The 19,383-nt window shown below is 58.4% G+C and carries 11 protein-coding genes and 1 pseudogene; 2 read left to right on the top strand and 10 right to left on the bottom strand.

The genetic code is table 11. The annotated features are described in order from the left end of the window. Nucleotides 1-42: 42 nt before the first annotated feature. The 7 genes and pseudogenes from CK910_RS24090 to CK910_RS13700 form a co-directional block, all read right to left on the bottom strand. Nucleotides 43-1,188 (bottom strand): annotated as a pseudogene (locus CK910_RS24090) (retention module-containing protein); the annotation flags it as partial. A 267-nt stretch (nt 1,189-1,455) separates the two neighbouring features. Continuing rightward, nucleotides 1,456-3,381 carry an EAL domain-containing protein gene (locus CK910_RS13725; RefSeq protein ID WP_043556504.1) on the bottom strand — a complete coding sequence of 642 codons (1,926 nt, stop codon included), beginning with the start codon at nt 3,379-3,381 and terminating at the stop codon, nt 1,456-1,458. Between the two features lie 3 nt (nt 3,382-3,384). Next, on the bottom strand, nt 3,385-4,146 hold the full coding sequence (locus CK910_RS13720; RefSeq protein WP_098983679.1) for a transglutaminase-like cysteine peptidase: 762 nt from the start codon (nt 4,144-4,146) through the stop codon (nt 3,385-3,387). 118 nt (nt 4,147-4,264) lie between these two features. Then, a complete protein-coding gene (locus tag CK910_RS13715) occupies nt 4,265-5,593 on the bottom strand; it encodes a TolC family outer membrane protein (RefSeq protein WP_098983678.1) in 1,329 nt (442 codons plus the stop codon). A 35-nt stretch (nt 5,594-5,628) separates the two neighbouring features. Further along, a complete protein-coding gene (locus CK910_RS13710) occupies nt 5,629-7,047 on the bottom strand; it encodes an HlyD family type I secretion periplasmic adaptor subunit (RefSeq protein WP_098983677.1) in 1,419 nt (472 codons plus the stop codon). Beyond that, a complete protein-coding gene (locus CK910_RS13705; protein ID WP_043139309.1) occupies nt 7,040-9,184 on the bottom strand; it encodes a type I secretion system permease/ATPase in 2,145 nt (714 codons plus the stop codon). Before CK910_RS13705 ends, CK910_RS13710 begins: the two co-directional genes overlap by 8 nt. 388 nt (nt 9,185-9,572) lie before the next feature. After that, a complete protein-coding gene (locus tag CK910_RS13700) occupies nt 9,573-10,508 on the bottom strand; it encodes a TIGR01212 family radical SAM protein (protein ID WP_043556510.1) in 936 nt (311 codons plus the stop codon). A 600-nt stretch (nt 10,509-11,108) separates the two neighbouring features. On the opposite strand from CK910_RS13700, the gene gltB reads away from it, so the two are divergent. After that, on the top strand, nt 11,109-15,566 hold the full coding sequence (gltB, locus tag CK910_RS13695) for a glutamate synthase large subunit (protein WP_098983676.1): 4,458 nt from the start codon (nt 11,109-11,111) through the stop codon (nt 15,564-15,566). A 12-nt stretch (nt 15,567-15,578) separates the two neighbouring features. Beyond that, nucleotides 15,579-16,994: an FAD-dependent oxidoreductase gene (locus tag CK910_RS13690; protein WP_098983675.1), complete on the top strand. Its 1,416-nt coding sequence runs from the start codon at nt 15,579-15,581 to the stop codon at nt 16,992-16,994. An 89-nt stretch (nt 16,995-17,083) separates the two neighbouring features. Here the strand turns inward: CK910_RS13690 and CK910_RS13685 are convergent, their stop codons facing one another. The 3 genes from CK910_RS13685 to CK910_RS13675 are packed head-to-tail and all read right to left on the bottom strand — an operon-like array spanning nt 17,084 to nt 19,330. Further along, nucleotides 17,084-17,845, bottom strand: a complete 762-nt coding sequence (locus tag CK910_RS13685) for an amino acid ABC transporter ATP-binding protein (RefSeq protein WP_098983674.1) — start codon at nt 17,843-17,845, stop codon at nt 17,084-17,086. Further along, entirely contained in the window at nt 17,842-18,498 is a 657-nt protein-coding gene (locus CK910_RS13680) for an amino acid ABC transporter permease (protein ID WP_253852695.1), read from the bottom strand. Before CK910_RS13680 ends, CK910_RS13685 begins: the two co-directional genes overlap by 4 nt. A gap of 58 nt (nt 18,499-18,556) precedes the next feature. After that, nucleotides 18,557-19,330, bottom strand: coding sequence for an amino acid ABC transporter substrate-binding protein (locus CK910_RS13675; RefSeq protein ID WP_098983672.1), 774 nt, complete (start codon nt 19,328-19,330; stop codon nt 18,557-18,559). Between the last annotated feature and the right edge of the window lie 53 nt (nt 19,331-19,383).

The following is a 19,383-nucleotide window of genomic DNA, read 5'->3' as shown; positions in this document are numbered from 1 at the left end:
AGCCAGACCAACCGGCTCATCAACCGAAGTGATGGCAATAGAGAGCGTGGACTGAACCGTGTCTGTGCCGTCTGTGACGGTATAATTCACTGTCGGAACCGGCCCATCGTAATTAGGTGCTGGCGTGAACAGATAGCTGCCATCGGCATTGACCACCAAGGTTCCCACCCCAGTCAGGGTTACGGGTGTGCCCAATGCAGGATTGATGATGGAACCCCAGCTAAACCCGGTAACAGACGGAGCCTGCGGTCCATCATTGTCGATGGTATTGGCCAACAAGTTGCCGGAGATAAGGGTGTCTTCTGTCGCAACAACACTCTCATTCTGATCGGAGATATCATTGGCAGGAATAATTGTCAGTTCCAGTGTTGACTGAACCGTGTCAGTGCCATCGGTGACGGTATAAGTGGCAGGAGGTACAGCGCCATCATAGTTGGGGGCCGGTGTGAAAGTGAAACTGCCGTCAGCGTTAATGACGAGGCTGCCGACACCATCAATTGTGACGCTGGTACCTACAACAACGTTGACGTTATCCCCCCAGCTGAAGAACAGCACAGACGCCGCATCAGGGCCATCAGCGTTGACTGTGTTGGTGAGAACATTGCCATTCAGTACCCCATCTTCGGGAACGGTCAACTGCTCACCTTGATCCGCCAGTTCGTTGGTCAGCAGTGGTTCTGCCAGCTGCTGAGTATCGACCACTGGCTCGGTCTGGTAAGTGGTGTCAAACCCGGCTGCGGCAATCGTTGCATCACCGGTTCTATCTATGGTGACAAAGCCGCCGTTACCACTGGCGCCGGCGACTCCACCAATTCCACCGCCACCACCACCTGCAGCAGGTGCCCCACCGGCGGCAGATGCCTCAAAGTTCTGCGTCGGGTCAACCCCTTGCAAGATCGATTGTTGCAATGCGGCAATATCGGGAGAGGTCGCACTCCCGGCATCCGGAGCCTGTGGCTGTCCCGGCACCGGAGCATCCGGGGCTGCGGCATCTGGCGTGGCGGAAGCAGGAGAATCGTCATAGGGGGACAGTATCAGCTTGGCGTCATCTGCAATATTGAGTTTGGCGCCGGGCTGAAGGATTTCACCTTTCTGCAGAGGGCGACTGCTACCATCGGCCAGCAATATTTGAACGTTGCCTTCAACAGAAGAAACCACCACGGTTTTGTCGATTACTTGGGTACGCATATCCATTGCTCCAACATGACAGATCTTGATGTCTACACCATAGATGCCTGTCCGCCTCGCTTCCGTTGCAAAAATGTACAAGATGGGTTCAAACCGGGAGCAATGCTGCGCATTAAATCGAAGGGTCTTTTTTTATATTGTTGAATCAGTCACTTGATAGGGATTCGAGTAAGCCCTTATGCGATTCCTCAGCCAAAAGTCTTAATACTTATTTTTAATTCACATAAAAAAAGGGCCCTCATGGGGCCCATTTTTAGCGCTAATGACTCAGGACAAAGGAAATGCAGGGTGTACGAAGCCCTGATAACCATCGATATGCAACTTGGAGAGCAACTCGACCTGATGCTGATCCTCGACACGGGTTGCGATGGTAGTCACACCCGCATTGTGAGCGGCGCGGCACACTGCGGCCAGGAAAGAGGTATCGGCCCCAGGCTCCATGACCTGACTGGTATAACCATGGTCAACCTTGACATAGGCTGGCGCCAGCTCCTCCAGATACCCCAGAGACTGGAAGTGACGACCATAATGATCGACACCCCACTCGAACCCGTGCTCCTGCAAGGTGTTCACCAAGGCGGTCACATGTTCCTTGTGCTTCATGATGGCGGCCTCAGGTATCTCAAACAGCAACCTGTCCTTCAATTCGGCGTGAGTCGACAGATACCCCGTCAGCCAGGTCAGAAACTCATCAGAACAGAGAGAGCCTGCCGTGATATTGATGGCCAGCACCAGATCTGATTGCCGTTCAAACAGGGGCACGCAGGCATCCAGTACTGCCTGATCAAACTCGCTGCCCAGCTTGAACTGCTCGATGGCTGGCAAGAATTGGCCGGCAAAATAGTCGGTACCGTCGCGTGAAATAGAAGCAAACAACTCGGCATGCAGTCGAACCCCATTGTCGAAACGGCAAGCCGGCTGGGCCTTGAAGCGCCACAAGTGCCGGACAATGGCATCTTGCACCAGATCGCGCCAGGCCAGACGCCCCATCAAGCCCTGATCGGTACCGCCTTCCATCACCACGGCACCACGGCGCTCATTGCGCGCCTTGCCCAAGGCGTTGTCGGCCTTGGTCAGCAAGGCCGAGAGATCGTCATTACCGTCACGTCCCGCAATACCGATGACGGAGAGGGCATCCCCTTCTCCCATGGGATTCACGACCAAGTCGGCAATACGAGCGTTGATGGCTTCGGCCAGCTCCTTCAGCTGAGCCAGGTCATCGGTAGGGCACAGCAGCGCATATTCCGTGGCGGAGATCCGTGCCAAAGCCGAGCCATCCCACCCCTTCAACTGCTCTTTCAAGGTCTGTGCTATCGACTTGACCATGTTGTCCCGCGCGGCAAAGCCTTCTTCACGGTACAGGTCATCCAGCATATCGACCGCCACCAGCATGACACCACCTTGCCCCGCTTCGGCAATCCATGCATTGACCTGCCCGACAAAATAGGCCCGGTTACCCAAGCCGGAAACGGCATCCACATAGACACGCTCCCGCAATTTTTCTGCCTCTTCCGCTTGCTCTTTAAACTGCAGCGCTAGCTTGCTGGAGAGGGTATTGATGGCCTGTACCACCTGTTTCAACTCGTGGGTCTTGGGTTCTGGAATGGCGTGCCCAAAGTGGTGCAGTTCAATCTCCACCGCCTGCTCACAGATCTGTTTGAGCGGCTTGAGCAAATAATTCAATGCTCTCATCAACAAAATGGTGGTGATCAAAAAACCGATCAGGAACCAGCTTGCCAGTTCACTCATCCCTCGCCACAGCTCGTAATAGGCCTGCCCCGGGTGACCCACTACTTTCAATTTGCCCAGTTGCAGCCAGCCTGACGTAAGAATTGACTCGTTGGATACCTCGGGAAACAGACCCAGACCAATGAACCATTGCGGCACACCCTGAATGTTATTGGTGTTCTCCTGCTCGATGACATCCTTGGAAGCCAGCAGATCCAGCCGGATCAACCGGTAATAACCACCATCAAAGATGGCCTGGATCACTGATTCAGCCCCCACCTTGTCACCGTTTTCCAAATACGGGGTAAGTGCCAACCCCAGCGAAGTGGCGGTATTGATGACGGTGGTTTCCTGTTGCTGCGCCAGGTAGGTTCGAGTCGAATTGAATTGCACCCAATAAGTGGCCGCAAACAACAATCCGAACAGGATCAACATGGTTGCCAATAATTGTCTGTAGAGCGTCATAGGTTAATCATCCAAATTCACCACAGGCTGAGCCAATCGCCCTGAAGTCATGCGATTGCGTAAATCACTCCATAATCCCAAGCGTGACGACTGCCCGGCCAGTTCCCCTTGGCCACGCGCCTTCATCAACCACAAGTGACTACCGTTAAAGCTGTATATCGGCACCAGATCCCTACGCTGACTGGCAGGGCGGATCGAACCGATCAAATTATCCAAAATCACAGGCACAGAGGAAGGCGTGTCATAGTAGGCAACAACCATATGAAACTGGTTATAATCCAATGCCTTGACATATACCATCCGCATTTTTTCATCCGGAATGCCAAGCTCCAGCAGGGTGAAATACTTGGAAATGCTGAAGTCTTCGCAATCACCACCAGCCGCCCCCAAAAACTCCAGCGGGGTGGCCCAGTAATCTTTTTTGCGCCACAACTTGATGTCATCGATGAAGCGCATCTGGTTGAAGAACTGGTTTACCTTCTCCAGCTTCTGGCGCTCGTTCAGCCCTGCAGCACGATTTTGCATGACCAGCGTACGCCAGGTCGTCACACGCTTGCCCGCCCTGACCCCATAGGTTTCCTGGGCGCGCTGGACCAATTTGAGATCTTCGGGTGTCAGAGGCTGACTGGCACAGAGCAGCAGCGGAAGTGAAACCAGCAGCAACCACAGCGAGTAACGCAACCAGCGAGCGCGTAAACGCCGGCCCAACCCTGAGGCTGACACCCTGCTGCAACCGCTTGCCTTGCACCACACAGTCACGCTCATCCTCTGGCATCCAATGACAGTCACTGCCCCGGTCTAGGGTGACAGTGAGAGACAAGGGATGGCGGCAGCACGGCTGCAACCATCCCTTTCAATCGCATCAAGCCTGATGCGATCTCCATTACTGTTTAGCTTGCCAGTCAGCCGGCTGCTGGACGTTAAACGCGTTGAGCAAACTGCCTGTGGCGTTGAGGATGCGATAGTCAGCCAGCAGAGCGTCATACTCGGCGGTGATGTAGCTGCGGCGCGCCTCAAACAGTTCGTTCTCGGTGTTCAACACGTCAAGCAAGGTACGCTGGCCCAGACCAAACTGCTTCTTGTACGCCTGTACAGTGTCATAGCTGGCGTCAACGTGCTCTTTCAGGAAGGTCTTCTGTTTGGTCAGCGACTCCTTGGCGTTCCAGGCCAGGCGTGTTCCCTCTTCAACCTGACGGAAAGCATTCATGTGAATGTCTTTCGCCTGGGAGTAAAGGGCCGACGTTGCCTTGCTTTCGGCCAGGTCAGATCCACCACGGAACAGGTTGTAACGCATCCGCACCATGGCGGTCAGATCGTCGTTATGTCCCTTGACTGCATCTATATCCTCGTTCCAGTTCTGATCTACTTCGAACGACACATTCGGATAGAAACCGGATTTGGAGCCCTCATGCTGGTACTTGGCCGCTTCGATATCCTGCAGAGAGGAGAGCAGAGTCGGGTGCACTTCGGTAGCCGTTTTCAATGCGGCATCCAGACTGGCGGGAACAAGTTCTCCATTGGGAACGGGTTGTACCAGATCCTTTGGCATCTCGTTGACGACACGAATGAACTCACTCTCGGCATCGCGGTAGTTGTTCTCGGCGGCAGCCTGGTTGGCATAGGCACGGGCAACACGACCATCGATCTGGGTCTGGTCTGCGGTAGAGCCCAGGCCCGAGTCGGTCCGCTTGCTGATGTCGCTGCGGATCTGCTCATGGGTTTCCAGGTTCTGCTTGGACAGCTCCAGGATCTCCTGCTGGCGCAGCATGTTGAGGTAAACCTCTGCCACACGCAGCGCCGTGTTCTCCGCCTCGGAGATCATGGCCAGACGCTGAGCGTTGGCTTCGGCATCGGTCCGGGCCACGTTGCTGCTGACATTGAAACCGTCAAACAGCATCTGACGCAGGCTGATCCCGGCCTCTTTACGGGTCATAGAGTCATCTATGGTGGTCGAATTGGTACCTGCTGCACGGGTGGACGGGCTGTCGGTCTTTTCATAACCGACACCACCGCGCAGATCTATGGTGGGGTAATAACCGCCTTTGGCGCCATCATGCTGATACAGTCGAGCCTGATAGAGGTCAAAAGCTTCCTTGATTTTCGGATGGGTAGCCAGTGACTGTGCCACTGACTGTTCCAGCGTTTGAGCCTGGGTAAGGCCCGGGAACAGCACGGCGCCACTTACTAACATGGCAACAATCGTCTTCTTCATGGTATCTCCAGTCATGTTGTTTTTAGATTGTTGGCTTATCGTTCTCTCAGTGCCGACTGCCTAGCCCGTAATATCGGCTTAAGCAAATAGTCTAGGACACTTTTTTTACCAGTAATAATATCTGCACTGGCTAACATACCGGGGATGATGGGAAGTGCGTTAAGCTCATCGCCCAAGTAACTTTTCTCGGTGCGAACTCGTACCAGGTAGAAGGAGTTCCCCTCCTCATCCTGGATGGAGTCGGCACTTATCTGTTCAACCTTTCCATGTAATCCTCCATAGATAGTGAAGTCATAGGCAGTGATCTTGACCACGGCTTCGAGCCCTGGCCGCAAGAATGCAATGTCTTTCGGGGAGACCTTGGCCTCGACCAGCAGGGTGTCTTCCAGCGGCACTATCTCCATCAGATCCATCCCTGGTTGCACCACACCCCCAAGGGTATTGATCTTGAGCTTCTTGATGGTGCCTTTGAGCGGTGCGATCACGCTGGTACGATCGACCCTGTCCCGCAGCCCTACCTGCCCCTCGGAGAGCTGGCTCAGTTTCCCCTGCCGCTCGTTGAGCTCCGTCTGTGAGTCGGCCCGAAACTTCAACGCTATGTCGTTGCGCTTGGAGATGGTCTCCCGCAGCACTGAGTTGAGTTTGGGGATCAGCAGCCGGTTGCTCTCCAGCTCCCCTTGCATCTCGTTGACCTGACGCTCCAGCTTGATGAGCTCGACCTGAGGTACTATCCCCTCCTTGGCCAGCGGGCGGCTGATATCCAGCTCCTGACGAGCCAGATCCACGCTGCGCCCGACGGTTCTTATCTTGGCGTTGAGCTCTATGGTCTCCTGCTCTTTTTGCTCGATCTGCTGGCCGAGTATATAGAGCTGGTTGTTCAGGTTGTTGAGTCGCTCATCCTGTACCGACTTTTCACGCGCAACGTACTCGGCAAACACGTTCTCGAATCCATCAGGAAAATCGATCGGCTGCTTGTCGATGGCCACTTGCTCACGCCAGCTCAGATTGGGCGCGGTCTTGACCACCACACTCTGGATCTCGGCCCTTAGCCGGGCGATATCGCCCTTGAGGATCACCAGCTCCTGCTCACGCTCCCGAAAATCGGAACGGAAACGGGTGTCATCGATGCGCAGCAGCGGCTGCCCTTTCTCGACGATATCCCCCTCCTTGACGAAGATCTCCTTGACGATCCCACCCTCGAGGTTTTGGATCACCTGCAACTGACGGGACGGGATCACCTTGCCCTGCCCGACCGTCACCTCGTCCAGCTCTGCCCAGGCGGCCCAGATGATGGCACTCATGAAGAACAAGAAGCAGACCCATAGCAAGGCTCTGGCCCGAGTCGGGGTAGTCAGCAGGACGGCGGCGGCGCCATCGTCGACAAACTCCAGATGCTCGGGGGCAGGCAACACAGTATCGGACGGCGACTTCTTGAACAGGCCAAATCTAGCCATTGGACGCCTCCTGCACTCGCACCTTGCCTTCCTTCAACTGTTGCAACACCACCTCTTTGGGTCCATCTGCCACTATCTGCCCCTGCTCCACGACGATGACCCGCGATGCAACATCGAGCATGGAGGTCTTGTGAGTGATGAGGATCAGGGTCGTCTCCGGTCCCAGTCGTGCCAGCTCATGCTTGACCTGCATCTCTGACTGGTTATCCATGTTGGAAGTGGGTTCGTCCATCACCAGAATGGGGGGATCGTTGAGCAGGGCCCGGGCCAGCAGGATTGCCTGACGCTGACCGCCGGAGAGCTGTCGCCCCCCTTCGCCTATCTGGCGGTCCAGACCGTTCGGGTCCCGGTTAGTGAAGTTGGTCACCCCGGCCCGTTTGGCCGCACGCATGACCCGCACATCGTCCACCAGCGGGTTGCCAAGCATTATGTTGTCGCGCACCGAGCCAAAAAACAGGGTCACGTCTTGTGGCACACAGCCTATGTTGCGCCGGATCACGGATGCCGGCAGCTGATCCAGCTCGAACCCGTCGATACGCACCGAGCCATCAGTCGGCCGATACAGGCCCATAAGGATCTTCTCGAGGGTCGTCTTGCCCGCCCCGATCCGGCCTATGATGGCCACCTTCTCGCCCGGCTCAATCCGCAGATTGATGTTGTGCAGTGTGCTGCTTTCCATCCCTGGGTACTTGAACGACACATTGTCAAATTCGATCCGGCCGGCGATGACAGGGTGATGAATGTACTGCTTGCCCTCCTCCTGCTCGCCCGGCGTCATCATGATCTTCTCCAGGATCTCCAGCGCGGATTTGGCCTGGTTGTAGCGGGTGGAGAGCACAGAGAGTTGCACCATGGGGGCGATGGCGCGGCTCGACAGCATGACGGCGGCGATCATGCCGCCCATGGTAACCAGCCCTTCCGATATCTGATAGACACCGACGATCACCAGGCCCACTGTCACCACCTGCTGGATGTAGCTGGCCAGGGACGACATGGAGTTGGTGATGCGGCGCGTCTGCACGCCCCAGGTCGATATATGGGATACCGCCTGCTCCCAGCGGTGCTGGAACATGCTCTCGGCACCAAAGATCTTGACGGTCTCCAGCCCGGAAATACTCTCGATCAGGTTGGCATTTTTTTGGGAAGCGAGCCGCGAGCCCTCTTCGATGGACTGCTTGAGGGGCGCCTGGATATAGAAGCTGTAGGCCACCAGGATCAGCATGGCGACGATGGGCACCACCACCATGACGCCGGCAAACATCCAGATGATAAAAAGGAAGAAGACCGCAAAGGGCAGATCGATAAGGGTAGAAACCGTCGCGGAAGTGAAAAATTCCCGCACCGACTCGAACTCTTGCAGATGTTTGGCAAAGGCGCCGGTAGAGGCCGGTCTTGACTCCATCCGCATGCCCATCACCTTGGCGAAGATCTTGGCCGACAGCAGCACGTCCGATTTCTTGCCCGCAATATCGATAAAATAGCTGCGCAACTGGCGCATCACGAAATCGAAGGTAAACACCACCATGGCGCCCACCGCCAGCACCCAGAGCGACTCGAACGCCAGGTTGGGCACGATTTTGTCATAGACGTTCATGGTGAACAGCGGGCTGGCCACCGCAAACAGGTTGATCAAAATGGAGGCGATCAGCACATCACGATAGATGCCACGGGATTCAAACAAGGTGCTCCAGAACCAGTGTCCATCACGGGTCTCCAGCACCTTGGGGGAACGATCATCAAACTTGAACTGTTTTTTGACGAAGAAGAGCCGGCCCAGATACTCATCACCCAGCTGGGCTATGCCAAGCCACTCGGCCGCATCCCCTGCCTGAGGAAAAATCACCTTGCCCTGGGTTCTGTCTTCGTTCCACTCCAGCAGTATGCAGGCACCGCCGTTGCGCATCTGCAGCACGCAAGGCAACAACAGGGAGGAGATATCGGCAAGGGGCTGGATCACTTCCCGTGCAGACAGCCCTCCCCGCTCGGCGGCGCGACTGAACAGGTTCGGGGTCAGCAGGCCGGACACCAGCGGCAATCCAGTGGTCAAGGCATCCCTGCTGTTGGGTACGCCATAAAAGCGGGTCAGGAAGACCAGGCACTCCAACAACTCATCAATACGGTTAGTTTCTGCTTGCATAGCATCCTGTCACTGCATGATTAGGCCGACTGTGGTGGTCACACATCGCTGTCCGGCGAACGCGATCTCGTGGAATAAATAACCCGGACTCCACGGCAAGAGATCAACAGCCTGATTAACGTTAAAGCACAGGTAAATGACACTGGATGTCATCGTCAGACCTGAGAGGCATTACGCCCAAAGACGGTACGGCATGATCGGCACTCGATAGCGACACAAGATGGCGCCATGTCCGATATATCCCGCCTAAATTGGAAATAACACAAGCTTATTGATAATGATATCTTTTTCAAGCCCAATACTATATCAAGACAATTTTACCGAAACTATACTGCAAAGACTGAATTTCATCTAATAACCCTCTGTTTTTTTGACGAAATTTGATTGCTCACTCAATACATCCTGCGAGGGAAAAAGGTCGCCCCAGGCTGTGTCCCTGAGCGCCGGAGCGAGCCAGTTCACTAGCAATATCGGCCATGGCTGTCCAGCGATTCTCGCACCAGACCGGCGCCAACAGGGTCGGACGACGAGCCGAGGCCGAGATGCGGTGATAGACCACCTCGGGGGGCGTATGCTGGATCATGGCCACCGCCGCCTCCACGTATTGTTCCAGTGTCAGCACCTCCAGCCGCCCTGCCTGCCAGGCCTTGCCGAGGGTACTCCCCTCCACCACGTGCAGCGGGTGCAGCTTTATCCCCTCCACGCCCGTCTCCACTATGCGGTGCAACGTATTCAGGCTGTCCATGGGCACTTCACCGGGCAGGCCGACGATCAGGTGGGCACAGACCTTGATGCCACGCCGATGGGCCCGCTCGACCGCATCGGCATAGGCCGCGTAGCCATGACCCCGGTTGATACGCTGCAAGGTCTTGTCATTGGCGCTCTGCAGCCCCAGCTCCAGCCATACCTCATAGCCACGGGCCTGATAGCCGGCCAGCAAGTCCAGCACAGCATCCGGTACGCAATCGGGGCGAGTGCCGACACACAAGCCCACCATGTCGCTGACCGACAGCGCCTCTTCATACATGCGCTGCAGATATTCAACCTCGGCATAGGTGCTGGTATAAGCCTGAAAGTAGGCGAGGTAGCGCTTGGCACGGGTCACTTCATCCCGGCGCGCCAGCAGTTGTTGCACCACGGAAAGCTGCTGGGCCGACTCGTCGGCAAAAGAGGAGACATTGCAGAAGGTGCAGCCACCGCGGCCCAGGGTGCCGTCCCGATTGGGGCAGGTAAAAGCGCCGTGAATGGAGAGCTTGTGGATCTTCTGGCCGTGGCGTTGCTTGAGATCCTGACCGAATGTATTGACGAGTTCGTGTAACTGCATGACACCTCCGCTAAAGGAGCGCCATTGTACGAGCTTGCACAAACAGGGCGCTGAGCTGGATCAAGGGAGGCGAGGGTCAGAAAACATATAAATATTCACCAATATTTGGATAAATATCTGCAAGTAGGTAGTTATTGACGCTTTCGAAACCCGTCAGCTAAAAACAGCGCCCAGGCCACAACCGAATAACGACCAGCTAACCACCTGTTGAGCAATGAAATTTTCCTCATAGCCTCATTGGCGACAAATGCAAGACACAGGGTGCGTAATTGTGATCGCCACCTCTCACTGGCCGAATTGATTGGTAAAATTACTACAAATCCCCGTCCCCACTGAGTCAACCAACAAAACCCAAGATATCAGTATTAAATCCTGCAAAAATAAAAACAGCCAGAGCAATAGCCACTTCAAGCCCCATATACACCCGCACCCCGACATTTTGTTATGACTTTGTAATAATGAAAACAGCCGGGATGTCCAATTGACCTTGCCGAAAAATCCCATTAGTTTGGAGATTCGCCACGTCAGGCGGACGGAACCACAAGAGCCAATCGCAATTTATGCAGTTTGCGATGCAAGGCCGAGCAAGGGAGAAATGCAATGTCACTATATGATCCAAAGCTGGAGAGGGATAACTGTGGCTTCGGCCTGTTGGCCCACATGGAAGGTGAAGCCAGCCACAAGCTTGTCCGTCTCGCGATGTCAGCATTGGCTCGCATGCAGCACCGCGGCGGCATCTCCGCCGACGGCAAGACCGGCGATGGCTGTGGTCTGCTGCTGCAAAAACCGGACAGCTTCTATCGCGCTGTCGCCGAAGAGAAGGGATGGCACCTGGGCCGCAACTATGCGGTCGGCATGCTGTTCCTGAACCCGGACCCCGTATTGGCCCAGCAGACCCGCGACATCATCGACGAGGAGCTGGAAAGAGAGACCCTGAGTCTGGTCGGTTGGCGCAAGGTGCCCATCGATACCAATGTGCTCGGTCCCATCGCCAAAGCCTCCCTGCCCAGCATCGAACAGGTCTTTGTCAACGCGCCCCCCGGCTGGGTCGACAAGGATCTCGAGCGCCGCCTCTATATAGTGCGTCGCCGCATCGAGAAGCGCATCAGCGACGACTACTTCTATGTGGTCAGCCTCTCCAACCTGGTCACCGTCTATAAAGGACTGTGCATGCCGGTGGATTTGCCGCGCTTCTATCTGGATCTCGCCGACATCCGCATGCAGGCCGCCATCTGCGTGTTCCACCAGCGCTTCTCCACCAACACCAGCCCACGCTGGCCGCTGGCGCAACCCTTCCGTTATCTCGCCCACAACGGCGAGATCAACACTATCGCCGGCAACCGCCAGTGGGCCAAGGCGCGCAGCTACAAGTTCGCCACCCCGCTGATCCCGGATCTGCAAGAGGCCGCCCCCTTCGTCAACACCACGGGATCGGATTCCTCCAGCCTCGACAACATGCTGGATCTCTTCCTGGCCGGTGGCATGGACCTGTTCCGGGCCATGCGCCTGCTGATCCCGCCTGCATGGCAAAAGCACCCGAACATGGATGACGACCTGCGCGCCTTCTATGACTTCAACTCCATGCACATGGAGCCCTGGGATGGCCCCGCCGGCATCGTCATGACCGATGGTCGCTACGCCACCTGCGCGCTGGACCGTAACGGCCTGCGCCCGGCCCGCTACGTCATCACCAAGGACAAGTTCATCACCCTCGCGTCTGAGGTTGGCACCTGGGACTACACCCCGGACGAAGTGCTGGAGAAGGGCCGGGTCGGCCCGGGCGAGCTGTTCGTGGTGGATACCAGTAACGGCAAGGTGTGGACCAGCTTCGAGATCGATGACGATCTCAAGAGCCGTCACACCTACAAGCAGTGGATGGACAAGCACTGCAAGCGACTGGTGCCGTTCGAGCAGATGGATGACGCCAGCACAGGCGCCCGCGAGCTCCCTGACGATCAGCTCAAGACCTATCAGAAACTGTTCGGCTACTCCTACGAGGAGCTGGATCAGATCATCCGCGTGCTCGGCGAGAACGGCCAGGAGGCGGTGGGCTCCATGGGGGATGACACCCCGATGGCGGTGCTCTCCTCCAGCCAGCGTACCCTGTACGACTACTTCCGCCAGATGTTCGCCCAGGTGACCAACCCGCCCATAGATCCGCTGCGGGAAAATCACGTCATGTCGCTGGCCACCTGTATAGGTCGCGAGCAGAACGTGTTCAACGAGACCTTCGGCCACGCCCATCGGGTGCTGTTTCAGTCGCCTATCCTGCTCTACTCCGACTTCCACCAGTTGCTGGCGCTGGAGGGGGAACACTATCGTCATGCGGTGCTGAGCCTGAACTACCAGCCCGAAGAGGGGCTGCAAGCGGCGCTGGAGCGGCTCTGTGCCGACGCGGCCGACAAGGCCCGCAATGGTACTGTGCTGCTGGTGCTGTCTGACAGAGACATCAGTGCCGACACCCTGCCCATTCCGGCCGCCATGGCGGTGGGGGCGGTGCAACGCACCCTGGTGGACAACAACCTGCGTTGTGACGCCAACATACTGGTGGAGACCGCCAGCGTGCGCGACCCGCACCACTTCGCCGTGCTGCTGGGCTTTGGCGCCACCGCCATCTACCCCTATCTCGCCTACGAGACCCTGGCCAAACAGGTCGAGGAAGGGGTGCTGAAGATGAGCCTGCGCCAGGCCATGCTCAACTACCGCAACGGCATCAACAAGGGCCTCTACAAGGTGATGTCCAAGATGGGCATCAGCACTGTGGCAAGCTACCGCTGCTCCCAGCTGTTCGAAGCCGTGGGTCTGTCCAGCTCCGTGGTCGAGCTCTGCTTCCGCGGCGTATCGAGCCGCATTCAGGGCGCCGATTTCACCGACATCCAGCAGGATCAGGTCAATCTGGCCCGCCAGGCCTGGCTCGGCCGTAAGCCGCTGACCCAGGGCGGGCTGCTCAAGTTCGTCCACGGCGGCGAGTACCACACCTACAACCCGGACGTGGTGCAAACCCTGCAAGTGGCGGTGCGCTCCGGCAACTACGCCGATTACAAGGAGTACGCCCGCCTGGTGAACGAGCGCCCCGTCGCCACCTTGCGAGATCTGCTCGTCCTCAAGCAGGGAACGACGCCGGTTGCGCTGGAGCAGGTTGAGCCCGCCGCCAAGCTGTTCCCCCGCTTCGACTCCGCCGCCATGTCCATAGGCGCGCTGGGCCCTGAGGCGCACGAGGCACTGGCGGTGGCCATGAACCGCCTCGGCGGTCAGAGCAACTCGGGCGAAGGCGGTGAAGATCCCAAGCGCTTTGGTACCGAGAAGAATTCGCGCATCAAGCAGGTGGCCTCGGGGCGCTTCGGCGTCACCCCCCACTACCTGATGAACGCGGACGTGGTGCAGATCAAGGTGGCCCAGGGCGCCAAGCCAGGCGAAGGGGGTCAGCTGCCCGGTGACAAGGTGACGGCCCAGATTGCCAAGCTGCGTTATTCGGTGCCCGGCGTGACCCTGATCTCACCGCCGCCGCACCACGACATCTACTCCATCGAGGATCTGGCTCAGCTCATCTTCGACATCAAGCAGATCAACCCGGACTGCCTGGTGTCGGTCAAGCTGGTGTCCGAGCCCGGTGTCGGCACCATCGCCTGCGGCGTGGCCAAGGCCTATGCGGACTTCATCACGGTCTCCGGTTATGACGGCGGCACAGGTGCCAGCCCGCTGAGTTCGGTCAAATATGCCGGCTCTCCCTGGGAGCTGGGCCTGGCCGAGACCCAACAGGCCCTGGTGGCCAACGGTCTGCGCCACAAGGTGCGGCTGCAGGTGGATGGCGGTCTCAAGACCGGTCTGGACATCATCAAGGCGGCCATCCTCGGCGCCGAGAGCTTCGGTTTCGGTACAGGCCCCATGGTGGCGCTCGGCTGCAAATACCTGCGTATCTGTCACCTGAACAACTGCGCCACCGGCGTCGCCACTCAGGATGAGAAGCTGCGCCGCGAGCACTTCACCGGCCTGCCGGAGATGGTGATGAACTACTTCCAGTTCATCGCCGAGGAGACTCGCGAGCTGATGGCTCAGCTGGGGGTGACCCAGCTGACGGATCTGATCGGTCGCACCGATTTGCTTGAGGCCCTGCCCGGCCTCACCGCCCGTCAGGCCAAGCTGGATCTCTCCGGCCTGCTGGCGAGCCCGGTGGCACCGGCAGGCTCCAGCCTGTTCAGCCAGCAGCACAACCCGACCTTCGACAAGGGTCCGCTCAACCTCAAGATGGTGGAAGACCTGCTGGAGGCGGTCGAGCACAAGTCTGGCGGCGAATTCCGCTATGACATCCGCAACACGGATCGCTCCGTGGGTGCCCGTCTCTCCGGCGAGATAGTCAAACGGCACGGCAACCAGGGCATGGCGGCCGATCCGGTGCGGGTTCACTTCAACGGCACCGCAGGCCAGAGCTTCGGCGTCTGGAACGCGGGTGGCCTCGAGATGATACTCACGGGTGACGCCAACGACTACGTGGGCAAAGGCATGACAGGCGGCAAGCTGGTGGTCAAACCCCACGTCGGCGTGGCGTTCAAGTCCCACGAGGCGGCCATCATAGGCAACACCTGCCTCTATGGCGCCACCGGCGGCAAGCTCTACGCGGCAGGCACGGCGGGCGAGCGCTTCGCGGTGCGCAACTCCGGCGCCCTGGCGGTGGTCGAGGGAATTGGTGACAACGGTTGTGAATATATGACAGGCGGCATCGTCACCGTGCTCGGCACCACCGGCGTCAACTTCGCGGCGGGCATGACCGGCGGCTTCGCCTACGTGCTCGACGAGTGCGGCAACTTTGCCAAGCGCACCAACCCCGAGCTGGTGGAACTGCTGGACGTGGCGGATCTCGCCATCCACCAGGAGCACCTGCGCGGCATCATAACGGCGCACCTCAATGAGACCGGCAGCTCGCGCGCCGAGGAGATCCTGGCCCATTTCGACGCCTATGTGCCCAAGTTCAAGCTGATCAAACCCAAGTCCAGCGACGTCAAATCCCTGCTTGGCCACACCAGCCGTTCCAGTGCAGAACTCAGAATCCAGGCGCAATAAGGAGGGAACCCTATGAGCCAGAACGTATTCCAGTTTATCGATGTCCAGCGGGTCGACCCGCCCAAGAAGCCGCTCAAGATCCGCAAGATCCAGTTTGTGGAGATCTACGAGCCCTTCAACCAGGCCCAGGTCGGCATGCAGGCGGATCGCTGCCTCGACTGCGGCAACCCCTATTGCGAGTGGAAGTGCCCGGTGCACAACTACATCCCCAACTGGCTGAAACTGGCCAACGAGGGGCGCATCCTGGAGGCGGTGGAGCTCTCCCACCAGACCAACAGCCTGCCGGAAGTGTGCGGCCGGGTCTGCCCGCAAGACAGACTGTGCGAGGGTGCCTGCACCCTCAACGATCGCTTCGGCGCCGTCACCATAGGCAACATAGAGAAATACATCACCGACAAGGCGTTCGAGATGGGCTGGCGCCCGGATCTCTCCAAGGTGATCAAGACAGACAAACGGGTCGCCGTCATAGGTGCGGGCCCGGCCGGGCTCGCCTGCGCCGACGTGCTGGCGCGCAGCGGTGTCAGCGCCGTGGTGTTTGACAAGTATCCGGAGATCGGCGGCCTGCTCACCTTCGGCATCCCCTCCTTCAAGCTGGAAAAAGAGGTGATGCAGCGTCGGCGCGAGATCTTCGAGGGCATGGGGATCGAGTTCCGCCTCGAGACCGAGGTGGGCAAGGATGTCACCTTCGCCGACCTGCTCGGCGAGTTCGATGCCGTCTTCCTCGGGGTCGGCACCTACAAGTACATGAAGGGCGGCTTCGACAACGAGACGGCCCCCGGGGTGTACGACGCCCTGCCCTACCTCATCTCCAACGCCAACCGGCTGCTGGGCTTTGAGAAGGCACAGGCCGATTACATCGACTTCGCCGGCAAGCAGGTGGTGGTGCTCGGTGGCGGCGATACCGCCATGGACTGCGTCCGTACCGCCATCCGCCAGGGCGCCGACAAGGTGATCTGCGCCTACCGTCGCGACGCCGAGAACATGCCTGGCTCCAAGCGGGAGGTGAAGAACGCCCAGGAGGAAGGGGTGGAATTCATGTTCAACCTGCAGCCGGTCGGCGTCGAACTCGATGCCCATGGCCGTACCTGCGGCATCAAGGTGGTGAGCACTGAGCTCAGTGCGCCCGATGCCAACGGCCGCCGCAATCCTGTGGTTGTGACAGGCTCCGAGCAGGTGCTGGCCGCCGATGCCGTAGTGATGGCGTTCGGCTTCCAGCCCAACCCCCAGCCCTGGATGGCGGAGTACGGCATAGAGCTCGACAGCCGGGACAGGATCAAGGCCCCCGAGCAGGCCGAACATGCCTTCCAGACCAGCAACCCCAAGGTGTTCGCCGGTGGCGACGCCGTGCGTGGCTCGGATCTGGTGGTCACCGCCATCTACGAGGGTCGCAAGGCCGCCGAAGGGATCATGGACTACCTGGCCGTATAAGCTGCCGTCCAGACGAGCAAGGTTCCAAGCAAACAGCCCCGCAGATGCGGGGCTGTTTCTTTATAGGACAGTCGTCAGGACAAGCGCCGCTAGATGCTCCAGCTCTCCGGCAACCGTTCGGTCAGGGTGGAGATGTACTCGAAGGTGCGGGCCCGCCTGGGAGTGGTGAACATCTGGCGCGCACTGCCCGCCTCCACCACCTCCCCCGCCTCCAGGAAGATCACCTGCTGGGCAATCTGGGACGCCAACCGCAAGTCGTGGGTGGCGATCAGCATGGTGGTGCCTTCCCGCGCCAGCTGGCGCAGCACGGCCACCACCTCGAGCGCGAGCTCGGGATCCAGCGCCGAGGTGGGCTCGTCACAGAGCAGCACCTTGGGCGCCGGTGCCAGCGCCCGGGCTATGGCGACTCTCTGCTGCTGGCCGCCGGAGAGGGTGGCGGGCACCGCCTCGGCCTTGTGGCTGAGCCCCACCTTGTCGAGCAGTTGCAAGCCGCGCACCTGCGCTTTCGCCTTGGGCCACTTCAACACGGTCACCAGCCCCTCAATCACGTTTTCCAGCACCGTCATGTGCGGGAACAGCTGGAAGTTCTGAAACACCATGCCAGTCTGCTGGCGCAGGCTCAGCACGCTCTGGCGGGACAGGTGATGGGCAAAGTCGAGCTCGCTCCCTCCCAGCACCAGCTGCCCCGCGTCCGGTCGCTCCAGCAGGTTCACGCAGCGCAGCAAGGTGCTCTTGCCGCTGCCGGAGGGGCCTATCAGGGCGGTGACGCTGCCCGCCGCCATGGCAAGGTCTATCCCCTTGAGCACCCGCTGGCCGCCAAACTGCTTCTCGATGCCACTCAACCGGATCATAGGGCAAGCTCCCGGGTCTCTTTGTGGGTCAACTTGCGCTCCAGCCTGTCTTGCAAGGCGGAGAGCACCGAACTGAACATCAGGTAGATGATGGCCGTCTCTATGTAGAGGATGAGCGGCTCATAGGTGACGGAGGCGAGTCGCTGGGCCGCCTGAAACAGCTCGGGCACGGTCACAGCCGCCGCCAGCGAGGTGTCCTTGACCAGCGAGATGAAGGTGTTGGAGAGAGGTGGCACAGCGATGCGCGCCGCCTGCGGCAGGATCACCCGCCACATCACCTGGGGCCAGTTCATGCCGATGGAATAGGCCGCCTCCCATTGCCCTTTCGGGATCGCCGCCAAAGTGGCGCGGATGATCTCCGAGCTGTAGGCACCTATGTTGAGGGTGAAACCGATGACGGCGGCGGTAAAGGCATCCAGCACTATGCCGGCACTCGGCAAACCATAAAAAATCAGAAAGAGCTGCACCAGCAGCGGCGTGCCCCGAATAAGCCAGACATAGAAGCGGACCAGGGCGACCAGCGGAGCGGGACCATATAATCTTGCCAGTGCCACCAGGAAACCGAGCAATATTCCCAATACGAAGGTGATCAGGGTCAAGGGCACGGTAAAAATAAGCCCCGCACTGAGCAGGGGCCAAAAAGAGTCGATCATTAACTGCAACCAGGCTGGCACGTTAATTCCCCTTTATTGTTATTATTCGGCCAAGTTATTAATTCGAGACGTCAGTGCCAAAATATTTCAGCGATATCTTCTGATAGGCACCGTCTTGCTTGGCGGTGCGCAGCGTCTGATTGATGGCGGCCAGCAATTCCGGTTGTCCCTTGGCGAGCAGGGCGGCCGATTGATCCCCCTTCGGCTCGGTCGCCGCCACCTTCAACTTGGCATCCGGCTTCTGCTTCTTGAAGTCCAGGTAGGAGAGGCTGTCGTTGATGGTGGCATCCACCCGCCCGGTCAACACCAGCTCAAGGGACTGGTTGAACCCCTCGGTGGCCACCACCTCGGCCCCCGATGTTTTGGCCAGCTGGGCGAAGTTGCTGGTCAGGGACTGGGAGGATTTCTTGCCCTTCAGATCCGCGAAGCTCTTGATGGTGCCGTTGTCGCTGTGTACCACCACTACTGCCTTGGAGGTGATGTAGGGGTCTGAAAAGTCGTACTTCTTCAGCCGCTCCGGGGTGATGGCCACTTCGTTGAGCACCAGATCGTAACGCTTGGCATCCACCCCGGCGATGAGCCCGTCCCACTTGCCTTCGACGAACTCGGGTTTCACCCCGAGACCGCGAGCGATCAGCTCGCCAATCTCAACGTCAAAACCCACCAGCTTGCCGCTCTTGTCGTGGTAGGTAAACGGAGGATAGGCCCCTTCCGTGCCTATCTTGATCACCCCGGCACTCTGAATGGCGGCGAGGCTGGATTGGGCCTCGGCCGATGTCATCAGAGCCAGCGGAAGCGCCGCCAGCAAAAACAGGGAACGTACTTTTTTCATGAATCACCTCGTTATATTTATAAATACCCAGAACGCTTGCCAAATAAAATGTA

This window comes from Aeromonas sp. CA23 (assembly GCF_002587065.1).
Taxonomy (GTDB): domain Bacteria; phylum Pseudomonadota; class Gammaproteobacteria; order Enterobacterales; family Aeromonadaceae; genus Aeromonas; species Aeromonas bestiarum.
Note: the sequence above shows the minus strand (reverse complement) of the source record. Positions and strands in the feature narration are given on the sequence as shown.

What these genes read in the sequence shown, in the direction of transcription:
- CK910_RS13705 (WP_043139309.1), bottom strand. Translation starts at nt 9,184, where the DNA reads ATGCAAGCAGAAACTAACCGTATTGATGAGTTGTTGGAGTGCCTGGTC.
- CK910_RS13700 (WP_043556510.1), bottom strand. Translation starts at nt 10,508, where the DNA reads ATGCAGTTACACGAACTCGTCAATACATTCGGTCAGGATCTCAAGCAA.
- CK910_RS13685 (WP_098983674.1), bottom strand. Translation starts at nt 17,845, where the DNA reads ATGATCCGGTTGAGTGGCATCGAGAAGCAGTTTGGCGGCCAGCGGGTG.
- CK910_RS13720 (WP_098983679.1), bottom strand. Translation starts at nt 4,146, where the DNA reads ATGAGCGTGACTGTGTGGTGCAAGGCAAGCGGTTGCAGCAGGGTGTCA.
- CK910_RS13675 (WP_098983672.1), bottom strand. Translation starts at nt 19,330, where the DNA reads ATGAAAAAAGTACGTTCCCTGTTTTTGCTGGCGGCGCTTCCGCTGGCT.
- CK910_RS13725 (WP_043556504.1), bottom strand. Translation starts at nt 3,381, where the DNA reads ATGACGCTCTACAGACAATTATTGGCAACCATGTTGATCCTGTTCGGA.
- CK910_RS13715 (WP_098983678.1), bottom strand. Translation starts at nt 5,593, where the DNA reads ATGAAGAAGACGATTGTTGCCATGTTAGTAAGTGGCGCCGTGCTGTTC.
- CK910_RS13690 (WP_098983675.1), top strand. Translation starts at nt 15,579, where the DNA reads ATGAGCCAGAACGTATTCCAGTTTATCGATGTCCAGCGGGTCGACCCG.
- CK910_RS13680 (WP_253852695.1), bottom strand. Translation starts at nt 18,498, where the DNA reads ATGATCGACTCTTTTTGGCCCCTGCTCAGTGCGGGGCTTATTTTTACC.
- CK910_RS13710 (WP_098983677.1), bottom strand. Translation starts at nt 7,047, where the DNA reads ATGGCTAGATTTGGCCTGTTCAAGAAGTCGCCGTCCGATACTGTGTTG.
- gltB (WP_098983676.1), top strand. Translation starts at nt 11,109, where the DNA reads ATGTCACTATATGATCCAAAGCTGGAGAGGGATAACTGTGGCTTCGGC.